Source organism: Mycobacterium sp. 20KCMC460, assembly GCF_022179425.1.
GTDB classification, from domain to species: domain Bacteria; phylum Actinomycetota; class Actinomycetes; order Mycobacteriales; family Mycobacteriaceae; genus Mycobacterium; species Mycobacterium kiyosense.
This window is the reverse complement of the sequence record NZ_AP025524.1, coordinates 2,031,547-2,053,968: the sequence shown is the minus strand read 5'-3', so window position 1 is coordinate 2,053,968 and position 22,422 is coordinate 2,031,547. Positions and strand designations below refer to the sequence as shown.

Genomic DNA, 22,422 nt, shown 5'->3' with positions numbered 1-22,422 from the left:
CGGGAGGGCAGCCGGGCGCTTACTTGGGCGCGAACCGCTGCCCGGCGTCCAGCCGCAGGCATTGGCCGTTGAGCATCGGGTTCTCCACGATCGCCGCGACCAGCTTGGCGTATTCCTCGGGCCGGCCCAGTCGCTTCGGGAAGGCGGCGTCCTTGGTCAGCGCCGCCGCGAACTCGTCCGGAATGCCCTGGGTGAGCCCCGTGGCGAACAGGCTCGGCGCGATCGCGAGCACCCGGATCCCCAGCGAGCCCAGGTCCCGCGCCATGGTCAGGCACATGCCCGCGATGCCCGCCTTGGCGGCGGTGTAGGCGACCTGACCGATCTGTCCTTCGTAGGCGGCGATGGAGGCGGTGTTGATGATGACGCCGCGCTCCTCGTCCTCGGGCTCGTTCTTGCTCATGTGCGCGGCGGCCAGCCGGCTGATGTTGAAGGTGGCGATCAAGTTCAGATCGATGACGGACTGGAACGACTCGAGATCATGCGGCCCGGTCTTGGTCATGGTCCGCTTGGCGATGCCGCCGCCGGCAGTGGTCACCGTGACGTGCAAGCCACCCAGGTCGTCGACAGCTGCCTGCAGCGTCTCCTCGGTGCCGGTGAAGTCGGTGACGTCGACGGGGTAGAACTTGCCGCCGACACCTTCGGCTACGGCCTTGCCGTCCGAGTTCTCCCGGTCCAGGATGGCGACCTGCGCGCCGCGCTGGTGCAGCAATTCTGCGCTGGCCCGTCCCATTCCCGAAGCACCGCCGATGACGACGACCTTCTTCCCGCTGATCTCCATCCCGGACCTCCATTTTCGGCTTGTCAGATTGTCTTGAATTTGTAACGTTAACCAGGCACGCTATCGCGTCGGTCAGGCGGGGTTGTCGGCGAGCCATGCCAAGCTGGCAAGCGTGCTCCTCCTGGACGTCGCCGGCACCTCGCTCGAGGTGGCCGGCACCTCGTCGCGGCTGACCAAGGTCGCCCACATCGCCAGTCTGTTGAGCCGGTCGGCTGGGGATGCGGAGCTGGTCGCCACCATCGTGTCGTGGCTCTCCGGTGAGCTGCGGCAACGCCAGATCGGGGTTGGCTGGGCGGCGCTGCGGTCGCCTCCCCCGCCGGCCTCGCAGCCGGTGCTGACGGTCGCCGGGGTGGACGCCGCGTTCGCCGAGATCGGGGCCGTCGCGGGTAAGGGGTCGCAGGCGCGGCGCGCGGCGCTGGTCGCGGGGCTGTTCAGCGCGGCGACCGAGACCGAGCAGACGTTCCTGCTGCGGCTGCTCGGGGGTGAGCTGCGCCAGGGCGCGCTGGTCGGCATCATGACCGACGCCGTGGCCAAGGCCGCCGGGCTGCCGGCCGCCACCGTGCAGCGGGCGGCGATGCTGGGTGGGGATCTGCCGGCCGTCGCGGCCGCGGCGCTGAGCGGAGCGTCGCTGGACGCGTTCACGCTGCGGGTGGGGCGTCCGGTCGGCCCGATGCTGGCCCAGACCGCCGGCGATGTCGCCGACGCGCTGCAACGCCACGGCGGCAGCGCGATCTTCGAAGCCAAGCTGGACGGTGCGCGGGTGCAGATCCACCGGTCCGGAGACCAGGTCACCGTTTACACCCGCAGCCTCGACGACGTCACCGCCCGGCTGCCCGAAGTGGTCGAGGCTGCGCTGGCGTTGCCGGTCAGCACGCTGATCGCCGACGGCGAGGCGATCGCGCTGCGCCCGGACAACCGTCCGCACCGCTTCCAGGTCACTGCGTCGCGGTTCGGGCGGTCGGTCGACGTTGCCGCCGCGCGCGCCACGCAGCCGCTGTCGGTGTTCTTCTTCGACATCCTGCACAGCGACGGGGTGGACCTGCTGGACGCGCCGACCGCCGAACGGCTGGCCGCTCTGGACGCGCTGGTGCCGGCTACTCAGCGGGTCGACCGGCTGGCCACCTCCGACGAGGCCGAGGCCACCGCGTTCCTGGACGCCACGTTGGCCGCGGGTCACGAGGGGGTGATGGCCAAGGCCCCGGCGGCGCCGTATCAGGCGGGCCGCCGCGGCGCGGGCTGGTTGAAGGTGAAGCCGGTGCACACGCTGGACCTGGTGGTGTTGGCCGTCGAGTGGGGTTCGGGCCGTCGGCGCGGCAAGTTGTCCAACATTCACCTGGGCGCCCGCGATCCCGACACCGGGGGCTTCGTGATGGTGGGCAAGACGTTCAAGGGCATGACCGACGCCACGCTGGATTGGCAGACCAGGCGGTTCAGCGAGCTTGCGGTGGGCGGGACGGACGGCTACGTCGTGCAGGTGCGGCCCGAGCAGGTGGTCGAGATCGCGCTGGACGGGGTACAGGGCTCGTCGCGCTACCCCGGCGGGGTGGCGCTGCGGTTCGCGCGGGTGGTGCGTTACCGCGACGACAAACGTGCCGACGAAGCCGACACCATCGACACCGTCCGCGCGATGTACTGAGCGCCACCCGTGCGGCATCGGCAGCGCGAAGGGAACCTCACGACGCGACACGCCGGTCGGGCGTAGGTAGATTCACTGTCGCTGCGGCGGTGAAGGGAGTCCGGGTGGGCCACGAGCAGACCAGCTACGTCCAAACCGAGCCCGACCTGCCGCCCGTCGCGATCATCGACCGCTCCCCGATCACGTTGCGGCACAAGATGTTCTTCGGTGTCGTCGCGGTCGTCGGCGCCGTCGCCTGGGCGATACTCGCGGTCGCCCGCGGTGAGACGGTGAACGCGGTCTGGATGGTGGTCGCCGCGGTCTGCAGCTACCTGATCGCCTTCCGGTTCTATGCACGGCTGATCGAACGCAAGATCGTCCGTCCCCGCGACGACCGCGCCACCCCGGCCGAAATCCTGGACGACGGCACCGATTACGTGCCCACCGACCGGCGCGTGGTATTCGGCCATCACTTCGCCGCCATCGCCGGGGCGGGACCGCTGGTCGGCCCGGTGCTGGCCGCGCAGATGGGCTACCTGCCCAGCGCGATCTGGATCGTGGTGGGCGCCGTGCTGGCCGGGGCCGTGCAGGACTACCTGGTGTTGTGGATCTCCACCCGCCGGCGCGGCCGCTCGCTGGGCCAGATGGTGCGCGACGAACTCGGTGGCGTCGCCGGCGTGGCCGCCCTCGTCGGCATCCCGGCCATCGTCGTCATCGTCATCGCCGTACTGGCGCTGGTGGTCGTGCGTGCGCTGGCGAAGAGCCCTTGGGGAGTTTTCTCGATCGCGATGACCATCCCGATCGCCCTGTTCATGGGCTGCTACCTGAGGTTTCTGCGGCCGGGGCGGGTGTCGGAAGTTTCGGCGATCGGCTGCGGAATGCTGCTGCTCGCCGTGCTATCCGGCGGATGGGTAGCCGAAACCTCCTGGGGTGCTGCGTGGTTCAGCTTGTCTCCGGTCACCTTGACCTGGCTGCTGATCGGCTACGGGTTCGCCGCATCGGTGTTGCCGGTGTGGCTGCTGCTCGCCCCGCGTGACTACCTGTCGACGTTCATGAAGGTCGGCACCATCGCGCTGCTGGCTGTCGGCGTGTGCGTGGTGCGCCCGGTCATCCAGGCGCCGGCGGTGTCCGGGTTCGCCGGCCGCGGCGACGGCCCGGTGTTCGCCGGCACGCTGTTTCCGTTCCTGTTCATCACCATCGCGTGCGGCGCGCTGTCCGGGTTCCACGCGCTCATCTGTTCCGGAACCACGCCGAAGATGCTGGAGAAGGAAGGCCAGATGCGCCTGATCGGCTACGGCGGCATGCTCACCGAATCGTTCGTCGCGGTCATCGCCTTGGTCACGGCGACGATCCTGGACCAGCACCTGTACTTCACCCTGAATGCACCCGGCGCCCTGACCGGCGAAAAGGCAAGCACCGCAGCACAATACGTCAACAGCCTCGGATTGTCCGGCCGGCCGGTGACCGCTCAGCAGATCGATCAGGCCGCCGCGGGTGTGGGCGAGGCGAGCATCGTGTCGCGCACCGGCGGCGCGCCGACCCTGGCGTTCGGCATGTCCGAGATGCTGCAGCGGGCCTTCGGCGGCGCGCGCCTGCGGGCTTTCTGGTATCACTTCGCGATCATGTTCGAGGCGCTGTTCATCCTGACCACCGTCGACGCCGGCACCCGCACGACGCGGTTCATGGTCGCCGACGCGCTGGCCAACCTCGGTGGTCCGCTGCGCAGGTTTGAAGACGCCAGGTGGCGTCCTGGCGCCTGGCTGTGCAGCCTGGTGGTGGTGGCCGCGTGGGGCAGCATGCTGCTGCTCGGGGTCACCGATCCACTGGGCGGCATCAACTCGCTGTTCCCGCTGTTCGGGATCGCCAACCAGTTGCTCGCCGCGATTTCGCTGACCATCCTCACCGTCATCGTGATCAAGAAGGGGCGGGCGAAATGGTGCTGGATCCCGGGCGTCCCGCTGCTGTGGGATCTGGCCGTCACCCTCACCGCATCGTGGCAGAAGATCTTCTCCGCCGACCCCAAAGTCGGCTACTGGCGGCAGTACTCCCAGTACTCGGCCGCTCGGGACGCCGGCAAGACCGCGTTCGGCTCGGCCACCACCCGCCATCAACTTGATGAGGTCATCCGCAATGCGTTGGTGCAGGGCACGCTGTCGATCGTGTTCGCGACCGTAGTCGTAGTGGTGTTCGTTGCGGGAATCATCGTGTCGATCAAGGCATTTCGTGGTTCCGGCCGGCCGTTGGCAGAGGACGACCCGGTGCTGTCCAAGCGGTTCGCACCGGCTGGCCTGATCCCCACCACCGCTGAGCGTGACGTGCAGCGGCGTTGGAATGCGGTAGCGGTGCCGCAAGACCCCTAGAATCGGATCCGATGAAGGTCGGAATCGACTTCGGCACCACACATACCGTCGCGGCGCTCGTCGACCGCGGCAACTATCCCGTCGTTTCCTTCGACGGCGTCGATGCATGGCCGTCGCTGATCGCGGCGAACGCCGCCGGGGAACTGCGCTACGGCCCGGACGCGGCAGCCGTGCGGCACCAGCCCGGCTGGGAACTGCTGCGGTCCGTCAAGCGACTGTTCAACGATGCCGGTCCCCAGACGCAGGTCACCCTCGCCGGCCGCGACTACCCGCTGGCCGAGCTGCTCACCGGGTTTCTGAGCCAACTCAAGACCGACCTCTATCACCGGTCCAATGCCGGCGCGGCCGCGGGCGAAGCCATTCAGGCCGCCATCAGCGTGCCCGCCAACGCCTCCAGCGCCCAGCGCTTCCTCACCCTGGATGCGTTCCTGGCGGCGGGTTTTCAGGTTGTCGCGCTGTTGAACGAACCGTCGGCCGCGGGGCTGGAATACGCCCACCGATACCGCTCCACGATTACCGCCAAGCGCGAGTACGTGTTGATCTACGACCTCGGTGGCGGCACCTTCGACGCCTCCCTGCTGAAGATGGCCGGGCAGGTGAACGAAGTCGTGGTCAGCGAAGGCATTCAGCGGCTCGGCGGCGACGACTTCGACGAGGCGATCGCACAGTTGGTCCTGGCCGGGTCACAGCTGCCCGGCCTCGACGCGCAGCGCCGGGCGCTGCTGGTCGAGGAGTGCGCGGCCCGAAAGGAGGCCGTCGGGCCGCAGACCCGTCGCTTCCTGGTGGATCTGACGGCTGTCGACGGTGCCGATCGTCCGCCGTTCTCCTGCCCGATCGACGACGTCTACGCTGCGTGCGCCCCGCTCGTCGACCGGACCACCGAATTGCTGGCGCGCGTCCTGCACGACCCGGCCGGCGACGGCAGAGACGTCCCGTGGTCGGAGGTGGCGGGCATCTACGTGGTCGGCGGCGCCGGCGGCTTCCCGCTGATCGCCCGGATGCTGCGAGCGGAGTTCGGCGAGAAACGCGTCAAGCGGTCTCCGCACCCGTTCGCCGCGACGGCCATCGGCCTGGCGGTCTTCCTCGACAACGAGTCTGGTTTCGTTCTCTCCGAACGCTTCTCGCGGCATTTCGGTGTCTTCCGGGAAGCCCGGTCGGGCTCCGACGTCGTCTTCGACCCAATCGTCCCCAAAGACGCGTGCCTGCCCGTCGACGGGCACACCCCGCTGACCGTGAGCCGCAGGTACCGCGCGGCGCACAACATCGGACACTTCCGCTTCGTCGAATGCAGCCGGCTGGTCGACGGGCGCCCCGACGGCGATGTCACGCCCTACGATCCGGTCCTGTTTCCGTTCGACCCGGCCCTGCACGACCGCGACGATCTGGGACACCAGCCGGTCGGCCGCTGGGGCGAGGGCCCTGAAGTCGAGGAGCGCTACACCGTCGGGCCCGGTGGCGCCGTCGAGGTCACACTCACAACCCAGCCCGCCGGATTCACCCGCACCTACCGCCTGGAGCGGCGCGCCTCGGCGCGCAACTGACGATCATGGACCTCTATGACGTCATGCGCACCACGTTCGCGGCGCGCGAATACACCCAGGACCCGCTGCCCGACGACGTGCTGTACCGCATACTCGACAACGCCCGGTTCGCTCCGAGCGGCGGGAATCGACAAGGCGCACACATCACCGTGGTCCGCGACGCCCAAACCCGCAGCCAGCTGGCCGAGTTCGGCATCGCTTCCGCCCGCCGCTACTTCGCACAGCTCAATGCTGGTGAAAACCCTTGGAACACAATCACTCCCACTCAGGTCCCGCAGGACGTGATCGACGCGACCGAGATTCCCGACACGTTCACCAAGCCGGTCGCCACCGCGCCGGTCGCCCTGGTCGTGACCGTCGACCTGAGTGTGGTCGCCGCCCTCGACCAGGACCTCGACCGCGTCGGGATGGCCGCCGGCGCGTCAGTGTACCCCCTGGTGTGGAGCATCCTGCTGGCCGCGCGCAACGAAGGCTACGGCGGCACCATCACCACCATGTCCATCCCGCAGGAGCCAAATATTCTTGCGCTGCTAGGGATTCCGTCCACACATGCGGTGGCCGCGGTGGTGCCGCTGGGCAAGCCCACCCGGCAACTGAGCAGGTTGCGCCGCCGGCCCGTCTCGGAGTTCGTCACCCGGGATCGTTTCGACGGCAAAGCCTTCGACGTCTGAACCGGGCTTAAACCGCCTTGGTGGCGCCGACGTAGGAAACCACCACATCGGATTCGTCGGTGATGCGAGTCAGGGTCGAATACGAGCGGACGAAGGACTGGCCGACGCAACCATCGATCTTCATGTGGAACTCGTTGATCATGATCCACGGGTTGGGGCCTTTGAACTCTTTCCTAACCACCGGCACCACCACCACGAATCCGGGCTTGAGACCCACGCTGACCACCGAGTTGTACTGAGCGCTGATCAACGGCAAGAGCTGGAACGGCTCGCCGGGCCCAAACGGCACCACCGCGCCGAGTGATGGAGAAACGCCCCCACCGTTGGCCATCGTGACGCCGTTGGCCGTGCTCATGTCGATGCCGCAGCCGATCTCATATCCCACCTCGAGGATGCCGTGCGGGGTTTCCGGCCCGGTCAGGGAAGCGACGAAAACTCCGCTGGAGAGGTATTCGCGAGACGATGCGGCGGTGGTCAGCGGCGCCACCGGCACGTGTTTCTCGTCCCTGGCGCCGAGTGCCAGGACCCAACCGTCCGGCGTGGTCACCCGGGCCGGCGTGCCAGGAGGCACCGAACCGTCGGCCGAGGTAGCCGCGCCGACAGGATGCGCCGGTTCCGGCTCAGCAGTCGCCGGAGGTGTGTTCAACAACGCAAGCGAGACCGCGAAGGCCGCAGCGCGGCGAACGACCGCGGAATTCGGCATCACGGGTTTCACGCTAAGGACGGTCCCAGCCGCTGCGCGCATTGCCAGCTGACCTGATCGGAGTCGTTGCGGGTTTGTAGCCGGTTTGCGACGAACACTCGGCAGGCTCATACCGCACGACCATTTGCGGGTAGGCTCGACTACGGGCCCGTGATTCGCGCGAAGAAGCAGAGAGGGCGACCAATGAGCCTTCGGATATTCATTGCGGGGCTCGGCGCCGGCCTGATCGGTGGTGCCGCTGTCTTCTGCGGCGCCGGAGTAGCCAGCGCGGATCCCGACGATACGGCGCCGCCTCTGATCGAAGATTTCCTCACCGTCATATCACCAGGCTTGGCTCAGGACTATCGCTCGACGGACACGCCCAACAACTTCGGCGTGCCCAACGCCAAGGACTGGACCGGCAGCGGAATGTATTGCCAGAATCGAAACGCTAAGTGCCAGAAGATGGGTTTCTAGCAGCAGAACCCGCCGAAATCGCCTGACTGCCAGCACAATCGTAGTTTCGGCCGACTGACTGGCGATCGCGATGGAAGGAACTTTGGGTTGTCCACCTGGCTCATCACCGGCTGTTCCACCGGCATCGGCCGGTCACTGTCGGAAGCGGTCATCGAAGCCGGCCACAATGCCGTCGTCACCGCACGGGACGTCACCAAGGTCGCGGACCTCGCCGAGGCCAACCCGGACCGGGTGCTGGCCGTCACGCTGGATGTCACCAAACCGGAACAGGTCACCGACGCCGTGCGCAAGGCTCAGGACCGGTTCGACGGCATCGACGTCCTGGTCAACAACGCAGGCTACGGCTACCGGGCGGCCGTCGAGGAAGGTGACGACGCCGAGATACGAGCCCTGTTCGAGACGCACTTCTTCGGTGCGGTGGCGATGATCAAAGCGGTGCTGCCCGACATGCGTAAGCGCCGCTCGGGTGCGATCGTCAACATCTCCTCGATCGGCGTGCAACTGACCCCGGTGGGATCGGGCTACTACTCCGCGGCCAAGGCCGCTCTGGAGGGGATGAGCGGAGCGTTACACGGAGAGATTGCGCCACTTGGCATTTCGGTGACCGTGGTGGAGCCGGGGGCCTTCCGCACCGACTTCGCCGGACGCTCGCTCAGGCAGTCGTCGACGGTCATCGACGACTACGCCGATACCGCAGGGCGGCGCCGTAAGGAGAACGACACCATGCACGGCAGCCAGCCCGGCGACCCCGCCAAGGCCGGCGCGGCGATCGTCGCCGCGGTCGAATCGGACGAGCCTCCGGCGTTCCTGCTACTGGGCCAGGACGCCCTCTTCTCGTACCGCCACATTGTGGAGCGACGCGCCAAGGAGGTCGCCACCTGGGAATCGCACACCAACAGCACCAGTCTGGACGTCTGACGCGATGAGCCTGGCTTACCTCGCGGACCAGACGGGCGGTGCCTACCTGGCAGGCCGCATCGTCGGCATGCTGATCTTGCCGGCGTTGGGCTTGACCTTGCTGCTTGTCGGACTGCGTAACCGTGCGGTGGCGCGCAAACGGGCCATGAGCGGCTATCCGCCAGGCTATCCGGCCCCGTACCCGCAGCTACCGGGCTATCCGCCCGCCCCGCCGGGTTATCCGCCGGCGCCGCCGGGCTACCCTGTCGCCCCGCCGGGCTACCCGGTCGCCCCGCCGGGCTACCCGGTCGCTCCGCCGGGCTACTACCCCGCGCCGGCGCCCCTGCGGCCCAAGAGCGTCGGCACCGGCTTGATCATCACCGGCGTGGTGTTGCTGGCACTGGGCGGTCTCGGGGTCCTGGGCACGGCGGCGCTGGCCGCCGGCCGGCAGTCTCACCCGCATATGTCGATCGGCGACTGCTTCACCAACGAAATCCTGGACAGCTCGCGATGGAAATCGACCAGCTGCCAAAATCCCGACGCTGTTCTCGAGTTCGCCGCGACCACCGACTCCGACGGCAACTGTCCGGACGGCAAACTCAACCACAGCGGCTATCTCTCGGTCGAACGCGACGGCACCCGCCGCTGTTTCGTACCCAATCTTCTCGAGTCACATTGCTATGCGCCCGAACGCAACGACGAAACCGTCCGCACGGTGAGCTGCGCCACCGCCGGCAAGGTCATTCGGGTGGTGAAGCGGGTCGACGGCGCAACCGACGCCGCGGCCTGCCCCCCGAACACACACGGTGTCACGTTCCCGCAACCCCAACGGACCTACTGCACCGAACGCGTACAGGGTGCGATCTGAACCTGAAAACCGTTACCGGCGTGGTGTTTTCGCTTCGCGCAGCGCGTCGAGCGAATACCTGCCCGGTCCGAGGAACACCAGCAGGAAGAATCCGAAGCAGAACAGTATCGACGGGGTGCCGCCGTTGCCGTCGGGCGGGCCGCCGATGGGCCACAGTGAATTCGGTTGGTGCATCCAGAAATACGCGACCGCCATGGTGCCGGACGCCAGGAACGCGGCGGCGCGGGTGCACAGCCCGGCCCCGATCAGCAGCCCGGTGACAAACTCGATCAGCCCGGCGTACCAACCTGGCCAATCGCCCACGCGCACTGGATGCCCCGACGCGACGGGCCAGCCGAACAGGATCATCGAGCCGTAACCGGCGAACAGGAAGCCGTAGACCAGCCGGAACAGGCTCAGCACGGCTGGCGAGTAGCCGGCCATGCGCACGTTGAGATCGTTCGTCATGCGCTCCACGTTAATGTCCACCACGCCGCGTCCCGGGCCGGAATCGCGGCCGGTTCCCGGCACGTTTCGGCATGTGTACAGAATGAGACGGGTGTTGGCCTACCTGTTCTTGCTGGTCGCGATCGCCGCGGAGGTGGTGGCGACCAGCCTGCTCAAGAGCACCGACGGCTTCACCAGGTTGTGGCCGACCGTCGTCTGCCTGTTGGGTTACGGCATTTCGTTCGCGCTGCTGTCGCTGTCGATCTCCCGCGGCATGCAGACCGATGTCGCCTATGCGCTGTGGTCGGCGATCGGCACGGCTGCGATCGTGTTCATCGCCGTGACGTTTCTCGGCTCGCCGATTTCGGTTGCCAAGGTGGTCGGTGTGGGGTTGATCATCGCCGGAGTGGTCACCCTGAACCTGGGCGGACTCCCCCACTGAGCTGCTGGCCCTGCCGACATCCGGCGCTTGGGGCTTGCGGCACGGGTGGGGGTGGCGACGCGCAATCGTTGGCCGAGCACGTAAGAAGAGGGGGACGCGGGTGCCTCGCGACACCGGGTACGAGGACGAATTGCGCTTCGAGCAGAGCTATGTGGACGAGCTCTACGCGCGACTCGACGACGAGCGCGCGCGTGCCACGGACAGATACCGCACCGCGTTGCGGGGCGAGGACAGCGAGACGCCGATGGATCGCGACGTCGAGGTGCGGGCCCTGTCTCGACGGATGAAGCGTCTCGACGTCGCCGACGACGGCTTGTGTTTCGGTCGGCTGGACAGCGTTGCGGGGGAGCGCACCTACATCGGACGCATCGGGCTGCTCGACGAGGGCGACGAATACGAACCGCTGTTGCTCGATTGGCGGGCGCCGGCGGCGCGCGCGTTCTACACGGCCACCGCGGCACACCCCGAGGGCATCCGCCGGCGCCGCCAGTTCCACACCCGCGGGCGCCGGATCCTTGACTTCACCGACGAGGTCCTCGGCGAACTGCGCGACGGCGACCAGGTTGGCAGCTCGACCGACGCCGCCCTGCTGGCTGCTGTCAGCGCACCCCGCGGTGAGGGGATGCGCGACATCGTGGCGACCATCCAGGCCGAGCAGGACGAGATCATCCGACTTGACCATCCGGGCGTCCTGGTGATCGAGGGTGGGCCCGGCACCGGCAAGACCGTGGTGGCGTTGCATCGCGTCGCCTACCTGCTTTACACCCAGCGGGAGCGGATGGAACGACACGGGGTGCTGGTGATCGGGCCCAGCCCGGAGTTCCTCAACCACATCAGCCAGGTGCTGCCCGCACTGGGCGAGTCCACGGTGGTGTTCGCGACCACCGGCCGCCTGGTGCCCGGGCTGCGCGTCACCACCGAAGACACCCCGGCCGCTGCGCGTCTGAAGGGTTCGTTGCAGATCCTCGACGTGCTGGCCGCGGCCATCGCCGATCACCAGCGGCTGCCGCCCGAGCCGATCCCGATCGAGCTGTCGGATGCCGCCGTGCGCATCGACGCCGACACCGCGCAGTGGGCCCGGGAGGAGGCACGCACCAGCAAACTGCCGCACAACGAGGCCCGCGCCGTGTTCGCCGAGATCGTTACCTGGACGCTCACCGAGCGGGCGATCGCCAAGATCGGCCGCGGCTGGCTGGACCGGTCGGACACGGGCGCCTGGGAGGCGGTGCGGGAGGACCTGATCGAAGAACTTGCTGAGCACGCCGGCTTCGCCGCCGCGCTGGACGAACTCTGGCCGATTCTCACCCCGGAGACACTGCTGGCGTCGCTGCTGGAGTCGCGCGAGCGGTTACAGGCCGCCGGCGGGGATCTGGCCATGTTGCGCGCGGTCGGCGACGCCTGGACCGTCTCCGACGTGCCACTACTGGACGAACTGGTCGACCTGCTGGGCGTCGACACGGTGACCACCGCGCGGGCCCGGCAGATCGCCGAACAGGAGCAGCGCGAGGAGGCCGCTTACGCCGCCGGGGTGTTGGACCTGATGGGCGACCGGGAAGATTTGATGGACGACGAAGATCACCTACTGGCCCAGGATCTGCTCTACGGTGCGGAACTGGCCGAGCGATTCGTCGAGCGCGACACCCGCGAATTGGCCGAACGCGCCGCCGCGGACCGCAATTGGACCTATCGGCACGTCGTCGTCGACGAGGCCCAGGAACTGTCCGAGATGGACTGGCGGGTGCTGATGCGCCGCTGTCCCGCGAGGTCGTTCACGGTGGTGGGCGATCTGGCTCAGCGCCGCTCGGAGGCCGGAGCGACATCGTGGGACGCGATGCTGCGGCCGTACGTGCCCGGCCGCTGGGTGTACCGGCTGCTGTCGGTGAACTACCGCACCCCGGCGGAGATCATGAGCGTCGCCGCGGCGCTACTCACCGAGTTCGCGCCCGACGTCGTGCCGCCGGAGTCGGTGCGCGCGGCCGGGGTGAAGCCCTGGTCCCGGCGTGTCACAGCCGACGAATTACCCTCCGCCATCGATGAATTCGTCCAAGACGAGGCGGGCCGGGAAGGCACCAGTGTGGTGATCGGGCCCCCCGGTGTGCCCGGCACGGTGCCGCCGGCGCAAACCAAGGGACTCGAGTTCGACGCGGTTCTCGTCGTGGACCCGCAGCGGATCCTGTCCGAGGGCTCGCGCGGGGCGGCCGAACTCTACGTCGCCCTCACCCGCGCGACCCAGCGTCTGGGAATTCTGCACCAGGGTCCGCTCCCGGCGTTCCTGAGTGGTCTGGCCGCCGACGGTGTCATTTCGTCGTGATGTCGCGCGACCGTGATGTCGCGTTCACGTTTCGGACGGCAATTGCGCGCCAGGTGTGCAAACATCGCTGCCAGACTGACCTCCTGCCTGCCGCCGGGTTCGTCGGCTCCGCTGAAGAAGACTCGAGGGAGTACACGCTCACCATGACCGATCTGGACCGCACGCCCGCCGACGAAATGCCCGCCACCGCAAGGGCCGAACTGATCGAGCACTCCCGTACCGGCATGGGCGCGGCCGCCCTGCAGCGGGCCATCACCGACCATCTGCGGTATTCGATCGGCCGTCCGGCCGCCGCCCTGCGGCCCGAGCACTACTACCGGGCGCTGGCGCTGGCCGTGCGCGACCGCATGCAGGACCGGCGGGTGGCCTCCACGCAGCTCTCCCTCGACCTGGGCCGCAAGGTGACCTGTTATCTGTCGGCGGAGTTCCTGATGGGGCCGCAGCTGGGCAACAACCTGCTGAACCTGCGGATGGAGCGGGCGGCCAGAACGGCGCTGGCCGCGATGGGCCAGAACTACGACGAGGTGCTGGCCTGCGAAGAGGAGCCGGGACTGGGCAACGGCGGCCTGGGCCGCCTCGCGGCGTGCTACCTGGACTCGCTTGCCACCCTGGAGCGCCCGGCGATCGGCTACGGCATCCGCTACGAGTTCGGCATCTTCGACCAGGAGATCCGCGACGGCTGGCAGGTCGAGCAGACCGACAACTGGCTGGACAGCGGAAACCCTTGGGAGATAGCCAAACCCGATGTCAACTACCTGGTGAAGTGGAACGGTTACGTCGAGCACTACACCGATGACTCCGGACGCGACCGGGCACGCTGGGTGCCCGGGCTGATGCTCAAAGGAGTCGCCTACGACACCCCGATCCAGGGCTACGGCGTCAACACCTGCAACGTCTTGACGTTGTGGAGCGCCCGGGCGGTCAAGTCGTTCGCTCTGGATGCCTTCAACACCGGGGACTACTACAAGGCGGTCGAGGACGAGGTCACCTCGGAGACCGTTACCAAGGTGCTCTACCCCAACGACGAACCGGAGGCCGGCAAACGGCTGCGACTGTTGCAGCAGCACTTCTTCGTGTCCTGTTCGCTGCAGCACGTGCTGCACATCATGGACGACCTCGCCGACGTTTCGGTGCGCGAACTCCCTCAGCGATTCGCGTTGCAGCTCAACGACACTCACCCTTCGATCGGGGTCGCCGAGCTGATGCGGCTGCTGATCGACGAGCGTCAGCTGGACTGGGAGGAGGCGTGGCAGATCACGGTCGCGACGTTCGCCTACACCAACCACACGCTGCTACCCGAGGCATTGGAGACCTGGCCGCTGGAGCTGTTCGGCGAGTCGCTGCCCCGGCACCTGGAGATCATCTACGAGATCAACCGCCGGTTCCTCGACGAGGTGCGCATCAAGTTCCTGGGCGACGCCGACCGGGTCAAGAGGATGTCGCTGATCGGCGAAGACGGCGCCAAGTTCGTCCGGATGGCGCACCTGGCCACCGTCGGCAGCCACGCCATAAATGGGGTCGCCGCCCTACACAGCGAACTGCTGAAAGACAGTGTGCTCAAAGACTTCTACGAGATGTGGCCGGAGCGCTTCAGCAACAAGACCAACGGTGTGACGCCGCGCCGCTTCCTGGCGCTGGCCAACCCAGGACTGCGAGAACTCCTGGACCGCACCATCGGTGACGGTTGGCTGACCGATCTGGGGCGGCTGCGCGGCCTGGAGCAATTCGTCGACGACGCAAGCTTCCGGGAGCAGTGGCGCGACATCAAACGCAACAACAAGGCGCGCCTCGCCGCTTTCGTTCGCTCGGCGACCGGTGTCGAACTGAACCCGGAATGGATCTTCGACATCCAGGTCAAGCGCATCCACGAATACAAGCGCCAGCACCTCAACGTGCTGCACATCATCGCGCTGTACTACCGGCTCAAGCAGAATCCCGGTCTGTCAATTCCGCCGCGCGCATTCATCTTCGGCGGCAAGGCGGCACCCGGTTATTTCCTGGCCAAGCGAATCATCAAGCTGATCAACGCGGTCGCCGAGACCATCAACGCCGACCCAGAGGTCAACAAGACTCTGAAAGTGGCGTTCATCCCGAACTTCAACGTGCAGAACGCGCACCTGATCTACCCGGCCGCCAATGTCTCCGAACAGATTTCCACCGCCGGCAAGGAAGCCTCCGGTACCGGGAACATGAAGTTCATGATCAACGGCGCACTCACCGTCGGCACCTTGGACGGGGCCAATGTCGAGATTCGGGAAGAGGCCGGGCCGGAGAACTTCTTCTTGTTCGGTCTCACCGTCGAGGAGGTGGAAGCCCTGAAGGCAAACGGCTACCGCCCGGCGGACTACATCGACAGCAACGAGGAGTTGAGCGCGGTGCTCGACCTCATCGCCGGCGGAATGTTCTCACACGGCGACCCCGAGGTGTTCCGGCCGCTGGTGGACAACTTGCGCCACCACGACTCGTTCCTGGTGTGCGCCGACTTCGCCTCGTACGTCGCGTGTCAGGAGCGGGTGAGCGCGGCGTGGGAAGATCGGGACGCCTGGACGAAGATGTCGATTTTGAATACCGCACGCAGCGGCAAGTTCTCGTCGGATCGCGCCATCGCCGAGTATTGCGAAGACATTTGGAAGGTGTGGCCGCTGACCGTCAAGATCTGACGATCGCGGCTTACCCGGAAGCTGTTCGGGGCTAACCGATCTCGCTGTTGACGTAGACGGCGACGTACCCGATGGGGATGCCGGTCCGAGCGGCGATGCATCTGCGCGCTGCCAGTTCGACCGCGGCGCGATCGGGCGCCCGGGTGACCTCGTCGACCTCGGGTATCCGGACCGTCCAACCGTCCGCGTCGCGGACGATGTCGATGTCGAAGCACTGGCCAACGGTTACGCATTTCACGAAATGGCTGCGAACCCTGCGCGACGGACGTGCATGCCGCAGAGTGGGCTGAAGAGGCATGGTGTTTTCCTGGGACGATGATGGGCCGCGGGCAAGACTAGTGCGATTTGGCGGCAATACCTAATCGCAACCTGTCCGCAGCCTGCTATTGGGTTTGCGAACCCAGTTCGGCAATGCGTTCTGCCAGGGCCAGGATGCGCTGGGCATCGCGCACATGCAGGCTTTCGATCATGCGACCGTCGACGGTGATGACGCTCTCCCCGGCGGCCTGCGCCTGCTCATAGGCCTCGACGACCTTGTTGGCGTGGGCGAGCTCGCCTTGCGATGGCCCGAATATCTCGTTGGCCGGCCCGACCTGCGAGGGATGGATCAGCGTCTTGCCGTCGAATCCCATCTCGCGGCCCTGCTGCGCCTCGGTCCTGAAGCCGTCTTCGTCCTTGATGGCGTTGAACACGCCGTCCAGCACCACCTTTCCGGCCGCACGCGCGCCCAGTACGGCCAGCGCCAGCGCCGGGACGACGGACGCCCGTCCGGGGACGTGCAATGCGTGCAGCTCGTTGACCAGATCGTTGGTGCCGACGACGAGTGCCGCCAACCGCTCGCTGGCCGAGGCGACTTCTTCCATGCGCAGGAAGGCCCTGGGCGTCTCCACCATCACCCACAGCTGCAGCGACTCCGGGGCCCCGAGTCCGTCGAGCCGGTCGGCCAGAGCCCGGACCTTTTGTCCCGTCTCGACTTTCGGCACCAGCACGCCGTCGGCGACCGAATCCGCCACAGCGGCGAGGTCGTCGTCGTGCCATTCGGTGTCCAAACCGTTGATGCGCACCACGATCTCGCGGGGGCGGTAGGCGCGCGACGCGACGGCATCGCACACTCGGCGCCGCGAGTCTGCTTTCGCATCCGGCCCGACCGCGTCCTCGAGATCGAAGATCAACACGTCAGCAGGCAGGGATTTGCCCTTTTCCAGCGCTCGGGCGTTGTTGCCGGGCAGGTAGAGCGCCGATCGGCGCGGGCGCAGCGTCGGCGCCATGAGCACGTTCCCTTCCGTCCGGTGGGCGGCAGCTAATTTACGTTCACGCCGTAGTCGAGCGCTATGCCGCGCAGTCCCGAGGCGTAACCCTGGCCGATGGCGCGAAACTTCCACTCGCCGTCGCGCCGGTAGAGCTCGCCGAACACCATTGCCGTTTCGGTTCCGGCATCTTCCTGTTCGCGCCGCATGCGAGCGCACTGGCATCGAGGTCGTAGGTGCTGTCCCAGCCCAAACCCACGGCCACGGCGGTCAGGTGTGGTGCCTGCTTGGTGAGGGAGACGTTGCCGCCCTTGTTCAGACTGACGCCCATGACGATCACCTTCCGCGCGATGTGAAAATCCTGGAGTGCCCGCTCCCGGCCCCGTCCGGGTGTAGAACCCTATGAAACCAGACCCCGCACAGCCAAGGAGCAGACCATGCCGGCCGTTTTCGTACATGGCAATCCAGAGACCGACGCGATCTGGGGCCCGCTGGTCGCGGCTCTCGACCGCGACGACGTGGTGCTTCTTTCGCCGCCGGGGTTCGGGGCCCCGTTGCCCGACGACTTCGCGGCGACCTACCTGGCCTACCGTGATTGGCTCGAAGAAGAGCTGGAACGCATCGACGAGCCGATCGACCTGGTCGGACACGACTGGGGCGGTGGACACGTGCTGAACGTGGTGATGCACCGCCCCGAATTGGTGCGCAGCTGGGTCAGTGACATCGTCGGCGTGTTCGACCAGGACTACGTCTGGCACGACCTCGCCCAGGTGTGGCAGACGCCGGGTGCCGGTGAGGAGCTCGTCGACACCATGATGGGTGGATCGATCGAGGATTGGGTGGCCCAGACCGCGGAATTGGGAATACCGGCCGACATCGCGGCCGCGATCGGCCAGGCGCACGGCCCCGAGATGGGGCGAGCCATCCTGGCGCTGTACCGTTCGGCGGCGCAGCCGGCAACAGCTGAGGCCGGCCGGGCACTGGAGAACGCGGCGGCTCGTCCCGGACTGTCCATCCTGGCCACCGAGGACAGCTACGTCGGATCCGAGCAGATCCGGCGGCGGGCGGCGGCGCGCGCGGGCGCGCGGACGGAAGTCCTCGACGGGCTGGGACATTGGTGGATGCTGCAGGATCCGCATCGCGGCGCGGCGGCCCTCACCGGGTTCTGGGAGACGCTGGCTTGAGTTCTCGGCGGCGCCGGCCCGGCTAGGTGGCGCCCGCGCCTTGCAGCGACTCGGCGACTTCTCGTGCCGCCCGGGCGCCGGCTTCGATGGCGCCGTCGATGTAACCGGCGTGCTCCGCGGCGGTCTCCGCCCCCGCCCAGTGAATGTGCCCGCTCGGTTGCGAGCTGAAGGGCAGGAAGCCGGCGCGGGTGCCCTTGTCCGGCAGCGCAATGTATCCGCCGCCGACGAAAGAATCCGAATGCCAAGCCTTTTCGTGCCAGCTGGCCGGTTGGACTACCTGCGGGCCGAGATGCGCCCGCAACTGGCCCAGCAGTGTGGCACGACGATCTGTGTCCGTGTCGAGGGCGCGGGCGTCGGGTCCGGCGACCAGCAGGCAGAGGTGCCCGGGTCCATCCGGCGGCGAAGAGTCGAACACGGCGAAGCCGGGGTCTCCCAGGACGAGGCACTCGGCATGGGTGCGCGCACGCCAGAACGGGGTGTCGTATACCGCGATCGCTTTGAACACCGAGCCCATATATGTGCTGCGTTGCAAAGCGATTCGCTCCGGCGGCAGCGCCGGTTCGAAAGCGATCCGCCGCGCCATGGGAGGTGGCACGGTGATGACGGCCCGGGCGGCACGCACCTGCCCCGTGCTGGTTGCCAGTGAAACTTCGTCGGCTCCCTGGCGGACGGCGGTGACCCCGCAACCGGTGTACACCCGCTCACCCAGGTCGGCCGCGAGCCGCTCGGGCAGAGTCGCCGCTGCCTCGACAAGCAGCGATTCCTGGGCTCCTCCTTTGGTTTTCAACATTTTAGTGAGCCCGCCCTCATACCGGATCAGCGAGATAAGTGCCCGAATCGAACAGCGGTCGGGGTCGGCGGTGGAGCTGACGACGGTGATCAACTCGAGTAGCCGTCGCGCTCGCGACGAGGGGACCCGCCGCAGCCAATCCTCGACCGTTGTGGTGTCCCACCGGTCTGGTGCGGGTAGCCGGGACATGGCCTCGACTCCGGCCAGTGCGGCGAACGCCATCAGCACCGGCGGCGAGAGCAACGAGACCGCGTGGCCACCGTCGAGGATCGCCGGGCTTTTCGGGGTACGCATGTCGAACTTCGTCGTGCCGAGTTCGGCGGCGAGAGCCGCGAATCGATGGTGCCCGTGGCCGATCCATTGTCCGCCGAGGTCCAGTCTGGACCCGAGCGCGGAGGTTTCGCCCATCATGCGTCCGCCGACCCGGTCGGCGGCTTCGAGCACCACGACGTCGATTCCCTGACGGTGCAGATCGCGCGCCGCGACCAAGCCGGACATTCCGGCCCCGACGACCGCCACGGTGGCGCAGTCCGTCATCGATTTTTCTCCAAATCTGGTGTTCTGGAACGGGATTCGCGGCTTCAGGGAACCGATCCGCCGGACACCGCCCGCCGTGTTGTCAGGCCACCGGCGCCCGCCGCCACGCCGTATTCGGACAGCGGACCGTCGGGTGTCCCCTCGGCTCGCGGTGACGGCGATCGGGCGAACGGTGCGGGCCGCCCCGGTTCGGCCGCTTGGTGTAGTCGATCGCCATTCCTGGTGTCCCTCCGTTTCAGGCCGGCGAGCACAGCAGGGGTGGTTCGTCGCCAGCCCCCGAATAGCAGGCTATAGCGTCCTGAGCCTGAATCGAGCCGCAGATTCTCCGCGCCAGGACGGATGCCTCAAGTTGTTGGCGTTGGGTCTGCGTTCCCTATGAAGCTGACCTGATGGGACCGTTGTGCCCACCTACCGTCGGCAGGTGGGTCGCCGCTGCCGGCCGTCACCTCCACTGAACCGAGATATGAAAACGTAAGGCGAAGTTGTCAATTCCGCTTCTTGCGACATCGACTCGCCGTAGGCTGCCTCACGCAAACTCAAGTGGAGGTTGAGGAATATGACCGTTCGCGTTCTCCTGGCGTCGGTGGCCGCAGGCGTCGGAGTTCTCGGCATCGGCTTGACGGTCGCGCCGGATGCACAGGCCGACCCCCCGTACGCCAACTGCACCCAGGCCCACAACGACGGCCGGTACAACATTCCCAAAGGGGACCCGGCCTACTCGCCCAAGCTGGACCGCGACAATGACGGAATCGCCTGCGAGTCCCGCTGAGCGACCGTCTCGCTTCACGCCGGAGCAGGCCGGCGCCGGGCCGCCGTGGCCTGCGAGACGCAATTCGCGGCGTTTGCCGATGGACGCGTTCGGTGATTTCGACGACCCCAAATAATCCCCACACCACGCGAGATCAGCAGCGCCATCAGTCACAAACCGCGCGCAGTAGAATGCGACAACATTTGCGTAATGTATGTGTTTGACATGATCAATGGTGGGAGTTGTTGGCTGCCTGTGCTTTTCGTCACACGAGTATGCCTCCGGACTTTGCCATGCGGGCATCGACGAAGCCCTATTTTGTAGAGCGGATACCGGCTACTTATTCGGAAAGCAACCGAGGGAGGAACTGGCATGTTCGGCAGCGTCCTACGGGAGGCGGCCTGCTCGGCGACCCAGCGCGCGGGCATGGTTAACAATTCTGACCAAGTGTCAGCAGCAATCGTGGCTTCTGCCGCGGCGATGGCGCCAACGGTCGAGGAAGGTTTGCGAGGGGCTGAGTTGCCTTCCGTTAAGCGACACCGTTGTATCCGCGTGCCAAACAGGACGGTTCAAGCATGACGCAACCGGTTTCGCCAGGATGGTATCCGGACCCGTCCGGACGTCCCGGCACGCGCTATTGGGATGGAAGCCGGTGGACCGTCGTCGAGTCCGGGGTGCCAACACGGAAGCGGCTCATCTGGCCCTGGATCTTGGTCGGCACGGCGGCGCTATTTCTTGGAGGCTGCGGAACACTCATCGCGATCGGATCGGTAGCAAACCACGGCAAGAGCAAACTCGCCGAGCACAGCGCGCAGTTGAGGCCCCCTAGCGCTTCGGTCCCAACGTTGCCGTCAATCACTGCGCAACCAACGGTGCCAGCAGCAGCAATAGGCCAGGAAGCCAGAGACGGTGAAATGGTCTTCATGGTCACCTCAGTCGATCAGTCAAGGGTCGCCGGCAACTCGTCCAATCCCTACATGCAGGTCACTGCGCAGGGTCAGTTCCTGAACGTGCACCTGACGGTTCGCAACGCCGGAAACAAACCGCTCACCTTTATGGCGGCAAATCAGAAACTGACCCTTGGCGGCAACACGTACGAACCCAACAACTCCGCCGCCCTGTGGACCGACTCCATGAACGTAAGCATCAACCCGGGCAACAGTATTCAGGCGGTCGTGTCTTTCGATGTGCCGACAAATACCCCTCTCAACGGCACCGTGAATTTGCGCGAGTCCATCCTATCGAAGGGCGTCGACGTAGCGATTCAATAGCAGTTAGGCCATCCGAACCCGATCAGGCCTCCGGCATAGCCGGTTTCCCGCCCGCAACCTGCGTCGGCGCCGACTTCGATGCCCTCCGCGCGCAGCCGGGTTCTCACGTACCCGAGATGGAGAGCCGGCCGGGCGGATCTGAAATCCAGCCCTGGGCACCGGCAAGCACAGCCGCGTGCACCGCTCGCGCGATCCGGGCGCCGAACTCCGAGCGCGGCCCACCGTAGGTTTCCGGAGTTCCGTCCGTCGGGCAGTGCACGACGATCGCGTCCGAGGCTGTTCCGGTGGCCCGCACCCCGGCCTCGTACAACGCCTGCACTTTCGCCTCCGTGGCAGTGGCCACGGCGTTGACGAGAGCTGCCTCAGACAGCCGTACCGGCACCGCAACCACGATGTTGATCGTGCCCACCCGGTGCTCGTCACCGGCTATGAGCGGTCGGTACTCGACGGTCTGGAAGTCGGCGAATCCAGCCGTTCCGGCGCCGGACGGCAACTCGCCGCGGAAGTGCCGATCGGGCGCTGCCGCCCAGGTCGGGTGGGAGAGTCCGACCGTCGCGGCGGCAACAACGCCGGTGTCGGCGGCAACGTGGTAGCGGGACACGTCGACGGCGGTAAGCAGCCCGCAGCCGGTGCCGATGAGCTCGAAGCCGGCGGCTATTTCGATTAGGTGACGGTCCGGGTCGGTCCGGTCGTAATCGAGCGGAACCGTCGCGTTGACCACCCAGCCCCGAACCCCGATACCGCCGCCGAGCGGGCCCGACGAAATGCACAGTCGGGGCTCGGCGAATTGCCAAACAAGAACCGGCAGCGACCGAGCCCGTTCCACCCGGGCAGTCAATCTTGGATGCACCGTCTCATCCTCGCGTACTGTCACGAGCCTCCTACACACGCCGCTCGGAAGCTGCCAAGACTGCGCG

The 22,422-nt window shown here is 66.9% G+C and carries 20 protein-coding genes and 1 pseudogene; 13 read left to right on the top strand and 8 right to left on the bottom strand.

Annotation, left to right across the window (positions count from 1 at the left end):
- Nucleotides 1–19: 19 nt before the first annotated feature.
- Nucleotides 20–778 carry an SDR family NAD(P)-dependent oxidoreductase gene (locus MKCMC460_RS09585; protein ID WP_236981673.1) on the bottom strand — a complete coding sequence of 253 codons (759 nt, stop codon included), beginning with the start codon at nt 776–778 and terminating at the stop codon, nt 20–22.
- A gap of 112 nt (nt 779–890) precedes the next feature.
- On the opposite strand from MKCMC460_RS09585, the gene MKCMC460_RS09580 reads away from it, so the two are divergent.
- From MKCMC460_RS09580 to MKCMC460_RS09565, 4 genes are all read left to right on the top strand, one after another.
- Nucleotides 891–2,414, top strand: a complete 1,524-nt coding sequence (locus tag MKCMC460_RS09580) for an ATP-dependent DNA ligase (RefSeq protein WP_236981672.1) — start codon at nt 891–893, stop codon at nt 2,412–2,414.
- Nucleotides 2,415–2,503: 89 nt separating this feature from the next.
- Entirely contained in the window at nt 2,504–4,753 is a 2,250-nt protein-coding gene (locus tag MKCMC460_RS09575; RefSeq protein WP_370653098.1) for a carbon starvation CstA family protein, read from the top strand.
- A gap of 11 nt (nt 4,754–4,764) precedes the next feature.
- Nucleotides 4,765–6,294, top strand: a complete 1,530-nt coding sequence (locus tag MKCMC460_RS09570) for an Hsp70 family protein (protein ID WP_238305623.1) — start codon at nt 4,765–4,767, stop codon at nt 6,292–6,294.
- A gap of 5 nt (nt 6,295–6,299) precedes the next feature.
- On the top strand, nt 6,300–6,965 hold the full coding sequence (locus MKCMC460_RS09565) for a nitroreductase family protein (protein WP_236981671.1): 666 nt from the start codon (nt 6,300–6,302) through the stop codon (nt 6,963–6,965).
- A 7-nt stretch (nt 6,966–6,972) separates the two neighbouring features.
- Here MKCMC460_RS09565 and MKCMC460_RS09560 read toward each other — a convergent pair whose 3' ends face one another.
- Nucleotides 6,973–7,668, bottom strand: coding sequence for an MspA family porin (locus MKCMC460_RS09560; RefSeq protein WP_236983921.1), 696 nt, complete (start codon nt 7,666–7,668; stop codon nt 6,973–6,975).
- Between the two features lie 183 nt (nt 7,669–7,851).
- Between MKCMC460_RS09560 and MKCMC460_RS09555 the strand changes: the two genes are divergently transcribed.
- The 3 genes from MKCMC460_RS09555 (at nt 7,852) to MKCMC460_RS09545 (ending at nt 9,889) form a co-directional block, all read left to right on the top strand.
- On the top strand, nt 7,852–8,124 hold the full coding sequence (locus MKCMC460_RS09555; protein ID WP_236981670.1) for a hypothetical protein: 273 nt from the start codon (nt 7,852–7,854) through the stop codon (nt 8,122–8,124).
- A gap of 87 nt (nt 8,125–8,211) precedes the next feature.
- Nucleotides 8,212–9,042, top strand: coding sequence for an oxidoreductase (locus MKCMC460_RS09550; protein WP_236981669.1), 831 nt, complete (start codon nt 8,212–8,214; stop codon nt 9,040–9,042).
- 4 nt (nt 9,043–9,046) lie between these two features.
- Nucleotides 9,047–9,889, top strand: a complete 843-nt coding sequence (locus MKCMC460_RS09545) for a hypothetical protein (protein WP_236981668.1) — start codon at nt 9,047–9,049, stop codon at nt 9,887–9,889.
- Between the two features lie 12 nt (nt 9,890–9,901).
- Here the strand turns inward: MKCMC460_RS09545 and MKCMC460_RS09540 are convergent, their stop codons facing one another.
- Nucleotides 9,902–10,336 (bottom strand): DoxX family protein, encoded by a 435-nt coding sequence (locus tag MKCMC460_RS09540; protein ID WP_236981667.1) that lies wholly within the window; start codon nt 10,334–10,336, stop codon nt 9,902–9,904.
- Between the two features lie 94 nt (nt 10,337–10,430).
- Here MKCMC460_RS09540 and MKCMC460_RS09535 point away from each other — a divergent pair, with 94 nt between their 5' ends.
- The 3 genes from MKCMC460_RS09535 (at nt 10,431) to MKCMC460_RS09525 (ending at nt 15,728) form a co-directional block, all read left to right on the top strand.
- Complete coding sequence (locus MKCMC460_RS09535) at nt 10,431–10,757, top strand: multidrug efflux SMR transporter (protein WP_236983919.1); 327 nt, start codon at nt 10,431–10,433, stop codon at nt 10,755–10,757.
- Nucleotides 10,758–10,857: 100 nt separating this feature from the next.
- Nucleotides 10,858–13,068 carry an RNA polymerase recycling motor ATPase HelR gene (helR, locus tag MKCMC460_RS09530; protein WP_236981666.1) on the top strand — a complete coding sequence of 737 codons (2,211 nt, stop codon included), beginning with the start codon at nt 10,858–10,860 and terminating at the stop codon, nt 13,066–13,068.
- A gap of 176 nt (nt 13,069–13,244) precedes the next feature.
- A complete protein-coding gene (locus MKCMC460_RS09525; protein ID WP_236983917.1) occupies nt 13,245–15,728 on the top strand; it encodes a glycogen/starch/alpha-glucan phosphorylase in 2,484 nt (827 codons plus the stop codon).
- Nucleotides 15,729–15,759: 31 nt separating this feature from the next.
- On the opposite strand, the gene MKCMC460_RS09520 is transcribed toward MKCMC460_RS09525, so the two are convergent.
- The 3 genes and pseudogenes from MKCMC460_RS09520 to MKCMC460_RS09510 form a co-directional block, all read right to left on the bottom strand.
- Nucleotides 15,760–15,966, bottom strand: a complete 207-nt coding sequence (locus tag MKCMC460_RS09520) for a long chain fatty acid-CoA synthetase Faa4p (RefSeq protein WP_236981665.1) — start codon at nt 15,964–15,966, stop codon at nt 15,760–15,762.
- Between the two features lie 145 nt (nt 15,967–16,111).
- Nucleotides 16,112–16,996, bottom strand: coding sequence for a CoA ester lyase (locus tag MKCMC460_RS09515; protein ID WP_236981664.1), 885 nt, complete (start codon nt 16,994–16,996; stop codon nt 16,112–16,114).
- Nucleotides 16,997–17,028: 32 nt separating this feature from the next.
- Nucleotides 17,029–17,306 (bottom strand): annotated as a pseudogene (locus tag MKCMC460_RS09510) (TerD family protein).
- A 106-nt stretch (nt 17,307–17,412) separates the two neighbouring features.
- Here MKCMC460_RS09510 and MKCMC460_RS09505 point away from each other — a divergent pair.
- Nucleotides 17,413–18,159, top strand: coding sequence for an alpha/beta fold hydrolase (locus MKCMC460_RS09505; RefSeq protein ID WP_236981663.1), 747 nt, complete (start codon nt 17,413–17,415; stop codon nt 18,157–18,159).
- A gap of 22 nt (nt 18,160–18,181) precedes the next feature.
- Here the strand turns inward: MKCMC460_RS09505 and MKCMC460_RS09500 are convergent, their stop codons facing one another.
- Entirely contained in the window at nt 18,182–19,486 is a 1,305-nt protein-coding gene (locus MKCMC460_RS09500; protein WP_238305621.1) for an FAD-dependent oxidoreductase, read from the bottom strand.
- Nucleotides 19,487–20,042: 556 nt separating this feature from the next.
- Here MKCMC460_RS09500 and MKCMC460_RS09495 point away from each other — a divergent pair.
- Nucleotides 20,043–20,255 carry an excalibur calcium-binding domain-containing protein gene (locus MKCMC460_RS09495; protein ID WP_236981661.1) on the top strand — a complete coding sequence of 71 codons (213 nt, stop codon included), beginning with the start codon at nt 20,043–20,045 and terminating at the stop codon, nt 20,253–20,255.
- 554 nt (nt 20,256–20,809) lie between these two features.
- The gene (locus MKCMC460_RS09490; protein ID WP_236981660.1) at nt 20,810–21,505 is read left to right on the top strand and encodes a DUF4352 domain-containing protein; all 696 of its coding nucleotides are present in this window, start codon (nt 20,810–20,812) and stop codon (nt 21,503–21,505) included.
- 103 nt (nt 21,506–21,608) lie between these two features.
- Here MKCMC460_RS09490 and MKCMC460_RS09485 read toward each other — a convergent pair whose 3' ends face one another.
- Nucleotides 21,609–22,355 (bottom strand): adenosylcobinamide amidohydrolase, encoded by a 747-nt coding sequence (locus MKCMC460_RS09485; RefSeq protein WP_236981659.1) that lies wholly within the window; start codon nt 22,353–22,355, stop codon nt 21,609–21,611.
- Between the last annotated feature and the right edge of the window lie 67 nt (nt 22,356–22,422).